We start from the raw sequence: 11,751 nt of genomic DNA, 5'->3' as shown, positions 1-11,751 counted from the left end.
CGGCGGCGCCGCCAACGCGGCCTCGGCAAGCTCACCCCCGTCGAGTACGAGCTCGCCTTCGCCCCTCACACCACCGACACCCCAGCCGCAGACGCGGCATGATCACTCACAACCACCGTCAACCGCACTCGCGGCAGTCCCAAACCCTCGAAGATGAGCTGGTCGACTAGTCCACTTCGTGAGAAGGACGAGAACTCGAGATAGTCCGCCGCCTTCAGTGCAGCTTGCTCGTTCCAATCGACGTTCAGAGCGTCCACGCCGTAGGTGGCGTCGGCCTCACTGAAACCTTCGAAGGCGAGCTGGTCGATCAAGCCAGTGCGCGAGAACGCGGTGAACTCGAGGTAGTCCGCTGCTTTCTGGCGAGCGTTGCTCTGGCTGACCGTCTCAGGCGGCACGGTCGTGGTGGGCGCCGCCGTCGTAGTCGGCGCCGCCGTCGTGGTCGGAGCGGCCGTCGTTGGTGGGGCGTCGGTTGTGGGCGCGTCGGTGGTGGGGGGAGCCTCGGTCGTGGTCGGCTTCGCCGCAACGGCCGATTCGTCGTCTTTCGTGGCGGCGCCAGCCAGGCCCACGACCAGCACGAACGCGACGAATCCGCCGATGATCGCCCAGGCCCACACCGGAAGCGATGCGTACTGCTTCTTCCAGCCCGAACCTTCAGCTCCTGAAGGCCCTGAGAGAACGCCGGGCTGCGCAGAGGCGTGCAGGGTCTGAGGTACCTGCTGTGGTGCTTGCTCGGGTCGGTACCAGCGGTCGTCATTGGCACGCCACCAACCGGCACCACTCAAGACACCGGGCGCGTACCACTTTCCGTCCGAGCCATGCTCCCAGTCCGGTCCGCCTGATTGATCCGCCATCGCACTATCTCCCGTCGCCGTTCCCGCGAGATGCGCGGGTGATGGACGTCTGCCATCACAAGCGCCATACAGCGTGCGTGTGACCACCGCCCACCAATCGGACCGCAACGTACAGCGTGGCTCGCTAGACATGCGTGTACATCGGCCCCATGAGGTGATCTCAAGGCGGGACGGTCCAAAGGGCAAAGCGGACAACCCCCGGAGATGCGCCTTCCAAACAAAGGCAGGGGTGGCCGGCGCCCATCTAGCCTGGGGGCGTGAACGTCGGAGCCCCCGAGCTGTTGATCATCATGCTGGTCCTGGTGCTCGCCGTGGCGCCGGTGATCCTCATCGCCTGGGTGGTCACCTCGAACAGCCGCCGGCCGCCGCCACCGCCGGCGGTCATGACCGTGCCCGGCGCGGTGGGCACCACCACCGTCCGCACCGGTCCGCCGACCGCGGCCGGGACGGCGTCCTCGGTCCAGGGCCGTTGGTACGCCGACCCGACGGGGCGCTTCGCCCAGCGATGGTGGGACGGCAGCAGGTGGACCGCAGACGTGGTGCTCGCCGGTGGCCAGCAGACCGCGGACCCGGCGCCGCTGCCCGATCCGCCGCCGACGCCACCCGCCTGAGCGAGGCCCGGCCTCGTAGCCTGGACCTGTGCGAGTCACCATGCTCCTGGCCGACGCGGCCCAGGCGATCGACAACAAGCTCTACGTCCTCGGTGGCGGCTGGTCGGTGACGGGGCCGGGGCCCACGAACTTCGCCATCGCCCTCAAGATCGAGGTGCCCTGGGACCAGACCAATCGCCGCCACCAATGGCGCATGGAGCTCATCGACGCCGACGGTCGCCAGGTGATGCTGGCCGGGCCGTCAGGGGCACAGCCCCTAGGTGTGGGCGGCGACTTCGAGGTCGGCCGCCCGGCGGGCACCCCCGACGGCACCCCCATCGACCTGGCGCTCGCGGTGAACCTCGGGGCGGTGCCCTTCCCGACCGGCCAGCGCCTCGTCTGGAAGCTGTGGATCGACGATCAGACCAGCACCGAGTGGGAGACGGCCTTCACGACCCGTCCCGCAGCGGCGCCCGCCTGAGCGCTCCGCCTGAGCGCGCCTGGCGCTCTGAAACAGGCGCTGCATCCAGGTTCCTTGACGGATCGACAGCGGTATGCGCCGTCGATCCGTCTTTGAAACCGGCCGCGATGGCCGCGCCCCGGAGGACCCCGTCGGTCAGTTCGTCCAGGCGTCGACGTTGCGGAGCGAGAGCGCGGTGCGGGCGGGTTGCCCGCGGACGGCGTTGGCGGGGGGCAGGTCCTCGGGGTGGTCGACGCCGGACCACGCCGGCAGCACGAGGGCCGAGGCGTGGGCGCCGCCTCGCCCGACGAGATGGCTGGCCCCGGCCTCGACCGGATTGTCGAAGCACCAGAAGGGCTGGTCCCGTCCCGGCGTCGACAGCGAGAGCCGCACCCGCGAGCCGGCCCGGAAGACGTGGGCCACGGGCATGAAGGGGATGCGGAACCGCACCCACTCGCCGGGCACCAGGTCGTCGCGGTGTTCGGGAGCGAACGTGTAGTCCACCCGCAGGTGGTCGGAGCGCTCGGGGTCCTCCTCACGGTGCACGGGGCGGTGCCAGCCGGACTGGACCCGCAGCTCGTGGCCGTCGGGGCGCACCTCCGTGAGGGTCGCCTGCACCGACGTGTCCGCGGTGCCGGGGCACAGCCAGAGATCGACGTGGCCCTGGCCCATCACCGTGAGTGCCTCGCCGAGCGGCGCGGTCTCGTACGATGCCGTGCACTCGTCGGCGAAGCGGGTCCACTCGATGGGGACGCTGGGCTGGAGGAAGTCGTCGAAGCGCTCGGTCAGCGCGTAGCAGGACGCACCTGCCTCGAGGTCGTCCAGGTAGCGGTCGGCGCCTTCGACATCGGGGGCGATGTCCGCGAGGGTGGCGCCGGGCGCGAGCCACCACCGTCGGGCGACGGCGTCCGGCGGCGGGAAGGTGGCGAGCTGCACCTCGTAGCGGTGCCCCGGTGCACCGGGCACGTCGGCGACCGTGCCGCTCTCGAACAGCACCCGGACGGGCGGCTCGGCCCGGTAACGGGCCAGGGCGGTGGGGTAGTCGTCGACGAGGTGGGCGAAGCGGTCCGCCTCGAGCTCGGCCGTGTAGCCGAAGTGCTCCGCGAACGCCGCCGGGGCCACGGCGCGGACGAGGTCGGGGACCACCGGCACCTGCCGGGCCACGTGGAACGACAGGAACTCGAACCACCGGGTGGCCATCATCGGGCTGAAGCCGTCCGGGTGGTGACCGTTGAAGAGGGTGAACACGACGTGGGGCGAGGCCTGGAAGCGCTCGAGCATCAGCGCGAAGCGGCTGCCCGTCTGCTCGTCCTGCCAGGAGCCCGACAGGAACACGGGCACCTCGATGCGGGGGACGAGGTCGGCGGCGCGGCGGGCACCCAGTGCGGGGCGGAAGTCGCGAGCCGCCCGCCCGAAGCGCTCGAAGTCGAGGGTGAGCGAGCGGATGGACTGGTTGGCCGCGGCCACCTCGTCGCCGGCGTCGATGCGGGCCTGGTCCCAGGCCATGCCCCCCACCTTCGTCTCGGCGTCGCGTTGGGCCAGCCACGCACGGGTGAACCCCGAGTTGTAGGTGCCGCCCGGCCACTGCTGGCGCCACAGGTCGTCGATGACCGACAGGGGAGTGATGGCGGCGAGGCTGGGCGGGGCTGTGGCGGCCACGAACAGCTGGGAGATGCCCGGGTAGCTGAGCCCGACCATCCCCGGTCGTCCGTGGCGCACCCACGACTGGCGGGCGACCGTCTCGATGACGTCGTAGCCGTCGGCGGCCTGGGCGGGGCTGAAGACGTCGAAGACTCCGCCCGAGCACCCCGTGCCCCGCATGTTGACGCCGACCGTGGCGAAGCCGAGGAGGTTGGCCAGGAGCGAGCCCGGCGACATCATCGCCGGGTTGGACGGCCCGTAGCCGGAGTACTCGACGACGGTGGGCCAGGGGGCTGACCCGTACAGGCCCTCGTCGGGGAAGCGCACCATGGCCGACAGGAGCGTTCCGTCGCGGGTGCGGAGGTACCCGAAGCCCTCGGCGAGGTCCTGCTCGTAGGTCGCGGGATCGGGATGGTCGTCGACCGCGAGCACCCGTACGGGACCGTGCGCCCGAGGCGGCGACGCGGTGTGGTCGCGCACGACGTAGTCCCCGGGGGCCAGCACGTCGCCGTTGCCGACCGCGGCGACGAGGTCGTCCAGGGTGGCCACCACGGTCGGGGTCGCCGGCACGAACGACACGTGGGCGTTCCCCGCAGGGTCGGCCACCACCGTCACGACCGGCTGGCCGGCCGCGGTGAGCACCTCGAGGTGCGCTCCCGGGCGTGCGCCCGTGATCGTGAGGGTCTCCACTCCGGGCTGAAGCGTGAGATCGGTGTCGCCGTCGGCGCCGGTGCCCTCGTCCATGGCCTCAGTTTCCCACGGCGGGCGTGGCCGTTCGTGCGGTCCCCCTCGTGGCGTGTGACGACTCGCTGACGCGGGGCGCCGCTATCTTCGTGCCTTCCGTGCGCCTCTCGTCCCGGTTCGCCGCCCTCGTCGCCTGCGCCGCGTGCCTCGCCCTCGTGGTGGTGGCCTGCGGCAGCGAGCCCGAGGTCGAACGCGCCCTCACCACCGTCCCCCAGGCCCGGGACGACGCGCCCAACGTCGTCGTGATCATGACCGACGACCAGACCGTCGAGCAGATGCGGGTGATGGACCGGACGAACGAGCTCCTGGGTGACCAGGGGACGACGTTCTCGAACTTCGTCACCAGCTTCCCGTTGTGCTGTCCGTCGCGGACCACCTTCCTCACGGGCCAGTACGCCTTCAACCACGGGGTCACCGACAACATCGGCCCCAACGGCGGCTACTACTCGCTCGACAACCGCAACACCCTGGCGGTGTGGCTCCAGCGTGCGGGCTATGCCACCGACTTCGTGGGCCACTACCTGTACCGCTACGGGGTCCGCGAGCGCACCGAGGTGCCGCCCGGATGGGACCGCTGGTTCTCCACCATCGACCCGACCACGTTCCACTACTACGGCTACACGGTCAACGACGGCGGTGTCCTCCGCGAGTTCGGCAACGATCCCGAGGACTACCAGACCGATGTCATGGCCGATCGCGCCGTCGCCGAGATCGAGCAGCTGGCCGAAGGCGACAAGCCCTTCTTCTTGAACTTCTGGACCCTCGCCCCCCACGTCGCCGAGCCCGAGAACAGCGACGACCCCGATCTCCAGGCGGTGCCCGCTCCCCGCCACCGCGGGGTGTACGAGCAGGAGTGGTGGACCGCCGAACAGGTGCCTGCGTTCAACGAGGAGGACGTGTCGGACAAGCCCCTCTTCGTGCAGCTCAACGGCCGCTTCCTGCCCGTCACCGAGGTGATCGCCCAGGCGCACTACCAGCGAGCGCTCGAGTCGCTGCTCGCGGTCGACGAGGCCGTCGCTCGCATCGTCGACGCACTCGAGCGGACCGGTGAGCTCGACGACACCGTGATCATGTTCACGTCGGACAACGGCTACCTCCAGGGCGAGCACCGGTTCCGGGACGCCAAGACGCTCCCCTACGAGGAGGCCATCCGGGTGCCGCTCCTCGTGCGGGGTCCCGGTTTCCCCGCCGGGGCGACGGCACCGCAGCTCACGTCCAACATCGATCTGGCCCCGACCATCCTGGAGCTCGCCGGGGTGTCCGGCAGTCTCGTCATGGACGGCCAGTCGCTCCTCGGGCTCGCGTCGGACGCGACGCCGCCGGACGACGACCGTGCCATCTACCTGCAGAACGGGGCCGAGCGGGGGGACCAGGGGGCGACGATCCCGCACTGGGAAGGCGTTCGCGTGCCGGGCTACACGTACGTCGAGTACGACCGTGGCGGACGCGAGCTCTACGACCTCAACGCCGACCCGGCGCAGCTCGACAACCGGGCCGGCGACCCCGCCTACGCCGCGCTCCAGCGCGAGCTCGCGGACCTCCTCGAGGAGCTCCGCGGCTGCGAGGGCGACACCTGCCGGGAACCTCGCTTCGCCGCATCGCAGTAGCGTTGCGGCGATGTGCGGCCGCTTCGTCTCCGCCACGCCACCCGACCAGATCGCGCAGTACTTCGGGGTGGAGGAGACCTCGGAGACCCTCGTCGAGCCCAACTGGAACGTGGCGCCGACCACCGACGTCCCCACCGTCCTCGAGGCCGGTGGCATCCGCCGGCTCGAGCCCGTGCACTGGGGGCTCGTGCCCTTCTGGGCGAAGGACGTGAAGATCGGCAACCGCATGATCAACGCGAGGGTCGAGACCCTGGCCGAGAAGAGCGCGTTCAAGCGGCCGTTCCAGAAGCGGCGGTGCATCGTCCCCGCGGACGGGTTCTACGAGTGGCAGAAGCGGGCCGGCCACAAGCACAAGCAGCCGTACTACATCCAACGGACCGACGGGGAGCCCATGGCCTTCGCGGGCCTGTGGGAGATCTGGCGGGGACCCGACCGCGAAGGCCCGGCCTTCCCCAGCGTCACCATCATCACGGGGCCGGCGAACGAGAAGATGGCCGCCATCCACGATCGGATGCCCATGCTGCTCGCTCCCGACACCTGGGACGCCTGGCTCGACCGCGAGGTGAGCGATCTCGACCTGCTCGCCACGTTCCTCGTGCCGGCGCCGTCCGAGCTGATCACGCTGCGCCCCGTGAGCACCGAGGTCAACAACGTGCGCAACGGTGGACCGCACCTCATCGACGAGATCACCCTCGAGGACGACACCCCGTCGTGACCGCGACGCGTACGACGACGGCGTCGCGGTCACCCTCACTGCGCAAGAGGCTCGACAACCTCGCGCTGCGGTGGCAGGCGCGACTCGACAGCGAGTCGGCGGACCGCTTCGTCCCGTGGGGGGCCGCGCTGCTGCTGTTCGTGCTCCTCGGCGCGCTCGCCCTCGGGCGGGCGCGTTCGCTCGACGGCGGCGCCGACCTGGCCAGCTACCTCCAGGGGGCGTGGCTGGTCAACCAGGGCGATCCGCCCTATGTCACCATCACCGGTGCCCACCTGCTGGCGGACCAGGCCGGGTTCGTGTTCTACCCGCTGGCCTGGTTGACCCGGCTGCTGCCCCCGGTGCCCGTCCTGCTCCTGGTGCAGTCCGCCGCCCTGGCGCTCGGTGTGGTGCCGTTGTGGCGCCTCGCTCGGCGGGTGGCCCGACTGCGCGCCGGTGCCGCGGCCACGCTGCTCGTGGCCTACGGCCTCTATCCCGCGCTCCACAACGTCAACCAGGCCGACTTCCACCTGGCCGCGCTCGCGCTGCCCCTGCTCCTCGCCGCCTCGCTGTACGGCCTCACCGAACGGTGGCGCCTGTTCGCCGTGTGCGTGGTGCTCATCGTCTTGTGTCGGGCCGATTTCGCTCTGGTGGTCGCCGGCCTCGGTGGACTGCTGGCCCTCGAGGGCAAGCGCCGAGCGGGCGCGCTCACCGCCGCGTTCGGGCTCGTCTGGGTGCTGGTCGCCCTGTTCGCGGTGCAGCCGTACTACGCCGATGGCTCGTTCGTGCACGAGAGCGCGTTCGCGGCGTACGGCTCGTCACCGCTGGGGGTGGCGGGCGGCATGCTCGCCCATCCGTTCACGGTGCTGGGCGACGTCACCGCCGAGGAGAACTTCACCATCGTCGTGCTCCTCCTCGCGCCCGTGCTGTTCCTCCCCGTGCTCGCGCCCCGCTACCTGCTGCCGGCCCTGCCGCTCGAGGTGCTGTACCTCGTGGCGAACGCGAGCGAGTTGCGGGAGCCCCGGGTCGAGCAGAACGTCGCCATCACCGCGTTCATCTTCCTCGCCACGGCCATGGCCCTCAGCCGGATCGGCACCCGGACCATCGACCGTGTCCGCGTCGATCGGCGCGTGCTGGGGGCCCTGGCGCTGGCCGCGATCATCTTCTTCATACGGGACTCCGCCACGTCGCCCTACCGCGAGCCGTGGGACCTCGGACGGCGCGACGCTGCCGACGCCGCCCGTCTCGCCGCGGTCGAGATGATCGACGACGGGGACTCGGTGCGGGCCTCCCCGGCGCTCCTGCCGCTCCTGGCCGAGCGGCGCTGGCTCTACGAGCTGGACCAGGTGGCGCACCCCCACGTGCGGCGGGCCGCGGCCGACGACGTGGACGTCGTGGTGCTCGACGAGCAGGCCGAGATCGAGTGGGACGACGACGACCGGCGCTCGTTCCACGAGGGGATGGTGAGCCTCGGCTTCACCCGGACCTTCAACCGCGAGGGCATCGTCGTCTACCACCGGGGGTAGCAGGGTCGGCGTGCGGCCCCGTCGACGGCAGAACTCAGCGGTTCGGCGAGACTCAGGTGTCGGCCACCTCGGCGTGCCCCGCGGCGCGCAGACCGGCCCGGATCGCCTCTGCGGCGGCGTCGAGGCCGGCGGGGTCGGGTTCGGTCTCGGCGTTGGCGAAATCGAGGTCGTGGACCCCACGGATGGGCACGAGGTGGAGGTGGACGTGGGGGACCTCCAGGCCGGCGATCATCAGCCCGACCTTCTCCGGGGCGAAGACGTCCCGCTGCACCTGGGCGATGTGGTGCGACACCGAGGTCAGGTGCTGCATGAGCTCAGGGTCGAGGTCCACCCAGTGGTCGACCTCCTCCACAGGCACGACCAGGGTGTGCCCGGGCTGCAACGGGTTGATGGAGAGGAAGGCCACGCACCGGTCGTCTCGCCACACGAAACGGCCCGGCAGCTCACCGCGGATGATCAGGGTGAAAATGGTCGCCATCCCGAGATCGTAGGCTGGCCGGGTGAGTGACCCTGCGAGCACCGCCCGACCCGGCGAGGACCGCATCGTCACCGTCCCCAACGCCATCACCTGCGTGCGCCTGGCGTGCCTGCCGGTGTTCGTCTACCTCTTGTTCGGCAGGGACAACCCGGCCGCCGCCGCCTTCCTGCTGGCGCTCCTCGGGGCCACCGACTGGGTCGACGGCTATGTGGCCCGCCATTTCGACCAGGTGTCGACCGTGGGCAAGGTGCTCGACCCCGTGGCCGACCGTCTGCTGTTCTTCGTCGGCGTCGGGGCCATCATCGTCTACGGCGGCGCGCCGCTCTGGTTCTCGATCGCGGTGCTGGCCCGCGAGGTCTTCGTTTCTCTGGCCGTGCTGGCGCTCGCCGCGCTGGGCGCCAAGCGCATCGACGTGACCTGGTACGGCAAGGCGGGGACGTTCTGTCTCATGTTCGCGTTTCCCCTGTTCCTGGCGGGCAGCGACCCGAACCTGGCCGGCCACGACCTGTTCACCCTCGCGGCGTGGGGGTTCGGCCTCCCGGGCCTGGCCCTCAGCTACTACGCCGCGGTTCTCTACATACCGATCGGGCTCGCCGCGCTACGAGAGGGACGGGCCGCCCGTCGTGGCGGGCTCGTGGAGGAGGCCTCATGAAAGCCGTGATCATGGCGGGCGGCGAGGGCACCCGGCTCCGGCCGCTCACCTCGAACGTCCCCAAGCCGATGATGCCCATCGTCAACCGTCCGATGATGGAGCACATCGTCACCCTCTTGAAGTCGCACGGGTTCGACGAGATCGTGGTCACCGTCGCCTTCATGGCCAACGCCATCCGCACCTACTTCGGAGACGGGTCCGAGTTCGGCGTACGCATGGTGTACGCCACCGAGGAGACGCCACTCGGGACCGCCGGCTCGGTGCGCAACGCCATGGACGAGCTCGACGAGCGCTTCCTCGTGATCTCCGGCGACGTCCTCACCGACATCGACCTCGGTGAGATCGTCCGGTTCCACGACGAGAACAAGGCCATGGCCACCATCGGCCTCGTGCCCGTCGAGAATCCGCTCGAGTTCGGCATCGTCATCACGAACGAGGACGGCTCGATCGAGCGGTTCCTCGAGAAGCCCACCTGGGGCCAGGTCTTCAGCGACACCATCAACACCGGCATCTTCGTGCTCGAGCCCGAGATCTTCGACTACATCGAGCCCGGCCGGCCCGTGGACTTCTCCAGTGAGGTGTTCCCGGCCCTGCTGGCCGAGGGGCGACCCCTCTTCGGCGCGGTGTCCGAGGGGTACTGGGAGGACGTCGGCACCCTGGAGGCCTACCTCCGCGCCCACAAGGACGCCCTGGACGCCAAGGTCGCACTCGACATCCCCGGCTTTCGCATGTCGGAGGGCGTGTGGGTGGGGGAGGGGGTCGAGGTGCACCCCGACGCCATCCTCGAGGGCCCTGCCGTCATCGGCGAGAACTGTCGTATCGAGGCCGGCGCCCGGCTCGGCGAGTACGCCGTGCTGGGCAACAACGTGAAGGTGCGCGAGCAGGTCGAGCTCCAGCGCGTCGTGATCCACGACAACACCTACCTCGGTGAGCAGTGCCGCATCGGGGGCACCGTCGTCGGCCGAGCCTGTGACCTGCGACGTGGTGTGCGCTGCGAGGAGGGCGTGGTCCTCGGTGACGAGTGCTTCGTGGGGGAGAACGCGGTCGTGGGCGCGGGCGTGAAGGTCTACCCCTTCAAGACGGTCGAGGCCGGCGCCATCATCAACACCTCGATCGTCTGGGAGTCCCGCGGCGCCCGGAGCCTGTTCGGCCGCGACGGCGTCTCGGGCCTCGCCAACGTCGACATCACCCCCGAGTTCGCCACCCGTGTGGCCATGGCCTTCGCCACCACGGTCAAGAAGGACACCACCGTCGTCACCTCCCGTGACTCGAGCCGCTCGGCCCGGATGTTGAAGCGGGCGATGATGGCCGGCCTGAACGCCGGCGGGGTCAACGTGCTGGACCTCGAGGTGGCGAGCGTGCCCGTCACGCGCGTGCAGGCCCGCCGCCCCGATGCGGTCGCGGGCATCACGCTGCGCCTGGCCGAGGACGACGCCCAGTCGGTCGCGATCCGCTTCTTCGACACGAACGGCGCCGACATCAGCGAGGACACCCAGCGCAAGATCGAGCGCCTGTTCAACCGCGAGGACTACCGACGGGTCCTGCCCAGCGAGATCGGTGACATCGGCTTCCCGCCGAGGGCCCTCGAACAGTACGCCGTGGCCCTCGAGTCGGTGGTCGACGTCGAGGCCATCGGCTCCGCCGGATTCAAGGTCGTGGTCGACTATTCGTACGGGTCGACCTCGTTCGTGATGGCCAACGTGTTCTCCAAGCTGGGTGCCGAGGTCCTGGCCGTGAACCCCTACGTCTCCACCCAGGGGGTGGTCGAGTTCGACCGGGACGCCCACGCCGTCCAGGTCGGCAACCTCGTGCGGGCTTCCGCGGCCAACCTCGGCGCGGTGATCGACCCGTCCGGAGAGCGCCTCACGCTCATCGACGACCAAGGCCACGTCCTGACCACGAACGAGGCCCTCCTGGCCATGCTCACGCTCGTGCGCACCCGCATCCAGGGGGATCGCGTCGCGCTCCCGGTCTCGGCCACCATGCGCGCCGCGGAGATCCTCGGCGAGGCGGGAATCCAGGTGCTGCCCACCAAGACCTCGTCGGCCGCGCTCATGGTCGAGTCCACCGCACCGGGCGTCGGCTTCGCCGCCGATCTCAACGGTGGCTTCATCATCCCGGGCGTCCTGCCCGCGTTCGACGGAGCGGCCTCGCTGGTCAAGGTGCTCGACCTGCTGGCCCATGCCGGCGGCACGCTGTCCGAGATCGTCGAGGGGCTGCCTCGCATCCACATGGCGCACGAACGGGTGATCACGCCGTGGGAGCAGAAGGGCATGGTCATGCGGACGCTGGTCGAGCACTCGGCCGACCGCCACCTCGAGCTCGTCGACGGGGTGAAGGTGCACCACGACGGCGCCTGGGCCCTCGCCCTGCCCGATCCCGAGGAGCCGGTCACCCACATCTGGGCAGAGGCGGGGACCGAGGTCGCAGCACGCCAGCTCGCGGAGGAGTACGCCCGCCGCATCCGCCAGATGCTGCGCTGAGCGCGCCGCGCTGATCCCACCAGGGGTT

10 protein-coding genes are annotated in these 11,751 nt (G+C 70.4%); 7 read left to right on the top strand and 3 right to left on the bottom strand.

Annotated elements, in window-relative coordinates:
• Positions 1-65 precede the first annotated feature (65 nt).
• Complete coding sequence (locus JNK12_07415; GenBank protein MBL8775741.1) at positions 66-851, bottom strand: Ltp family lipoprotein; 786 nt, start codon at positions 849-851, stop codon at positions 66-68.
• Positions 852-1,108: 257 nt separating this feature from the next.
• Here JNK12_07415 and JNK12_07410 point away from each other — a divergent pair, with 257 nt between their 5' ends.
• Positions 1,109-1,462, top strand: a complete 354-nt coding sequence (locus tag JNK12_07410; protein MBL8775740.1) for a DUF2510 domain-containing protein — start codon at positions 1,109-1,111, stop codon at positions 1,460-1,462.
• Positions 1,463-1,490: 28 nt separating this feature from the next.
• A complete protein-coding gene (locus JNK12_07405) occupies positions 1,491-1,922 on the top strand; it encodes a hypothetical protein (protein MBL8775739.1) in 432 nt (143 codons plus the stop codon).
• Between the two features lie 135 nt (positions 1,923-2,057).
• Here JNK12_07405 and JNK12_07400 read toward each other — a convergent pair whose 3' ends face one another.
• Entirely contained in the window at positions 2,058-4,286 is a 2,229-nt protein-coding gene (locus JNK12_07400; GenBank protein MBL8775738.1) for a CocE/NonD family hydrolase, read from the bottom strand.
• 98 nt (positions 4,287-4,384) lie between these two features.
• On the opposite strand from JNK12_07400, the gene JNK12_07395 reads away from it, so the two are divergent.
• Genes JNK12_07395 through JNK12_07385 form a run of 3 tightly spaced genes read left to right on the top strand, consistent with a single transcriptional unit; the run spans position 4,385 to position 8,110 of the window.
• Positions 4,385-5,893, top strand: a complete 1,509-nt coding sequence (locus JNK12_07395; GenBank protein ID MBL8775737.1) for a sulfatase — start codon at positions 4,385-4,387, stop codon at positions 5,891-5,893.
• A gap of 10 nt (positions 5,894-5,903) precedes the next feature.
• On the top strand, positions 5,904-6,608 hold the full coding sequence (locus JNK12_07390) for an SOS response-associated peptidase (GenBank protein ID MBL8775736.1): 705 nt from the start codon (positions 5,904-5,906) through the stop codon (positions 6,606-6,608).
• Positions 6,605-8,110, top strand: coding sequence for a DUF2079 domain-containing protein (locus JNK12_07385; protein MBL8775735.1), 1,506 nt, complete (start codon positions 6,605-6,607; stop codon positions 8,108-8,110). The genes JNK12_07390 and JNK12_07385 overlap by 4 nt, the downstream gene beginning before the upstream one ends.
• 52 nt (positions 8,111-8,162) lie before the next feature.
• Here the strand turns inward: JNK12_07385 and JNK12_07380 are convergent, their stop codons facing one another.
• Positions 8,163-8,588 (bottom strand): HIT family protein, encoded by a 426-nt coding sequence (locus JNK12_07380; GenBank protein ID MBL8775734.1) that lies wholly within the window; start codon positions 8,586-8,588, stop codon positions 8,163-8,165.
• Between the two features lie 22 nt (positions 8,589-8,610).
• Between JNK12_07380 and JNK12_07375 the strand changes: the two genes are divergently transcribed.
• Together JNK12_07375 and JNK12_07370 are read left to right on the top strand one after the other, a co-directional pair.
• On the top strand, positions 8,611-9,240 hold the full coding sequence (locus JNK12_07375; GenBank protein ID MBL8775733.1) for a CDP-alcohol phosphatidyltransferase family protein: 630 nt from the start codon (positions 8,611-8,613) through the stop codon (positions 9,238-9,240).
• Positions 9,237-11,723, top strand: a complete 2,487-nt coding sequence (locus tag JNK12_07370) for an NTP transferase domain-containing protein (protein ID MBL8775732.1) — start codon at positions 9,237-9,239, stop codon at positions 11,721-11,723. The genes JNK12_07375 and JNK12_07370 overlap by 4 nt, the downstream gene beginning before the upstream one ends.
• The last annotated feature ends 28 nt before the right edge of the window (positions 11,724-11,751 follow it).

This window comes from Acidimicrobiales bacterium, assembly GCA_016794585.1.
Classification (GTDB): Bacteria; Actinomycetota; Acidimicrobiia; order Acidimicrobiales; family DATDAH01; genus JAEUJM01.
The sequence above is the reverse complement of the archived record's forward strand: the minus strand, read 5'-3'. Positions and strand labels throughout refer to the sequence as shown.

What these genes read in the sequence shown, in the direction of transcription:
- JNK12_07380 (MBL8775734.1), bottom strand. Translation starts at nt 8,588, where the DNA reads ATGGCGACCATTTTCACCCTGATCATCCGCGGTGAGCTGCCGGGCCGT.
- JNK12_07400 (MBL8775738.1), bottom strand. Translation starts at nt 4,286, where the DNA reads ATGGACGAGGGCACCGGCGCCGACGGCGACACCGATCTCACGCTTCAG.
- JNK12_07415 (MBL8775741.1), bottom strand. Translation starts at nt 851, where the DNA reads ATGGCGGATCAATCAGGCGGACCGGACTGGGAGCATGGCTCGGACGGA.
- JNK12_07370 (MBL8775732.1), top strand. Translation starts at nt 9,237, where the DNA reads ATGAAAGCCGTGATCATGGCGGGCGGCGAGGGCACCCGGCTCCGGCCG.
- JNK12_07390 (MBL8775736.1), top strand. Translation starts at nt 5,904, where the DNA reads ATGTGCGGCCGCTTCGTCTCCGCCACGCCACCCGACCAGATCGCGCAG.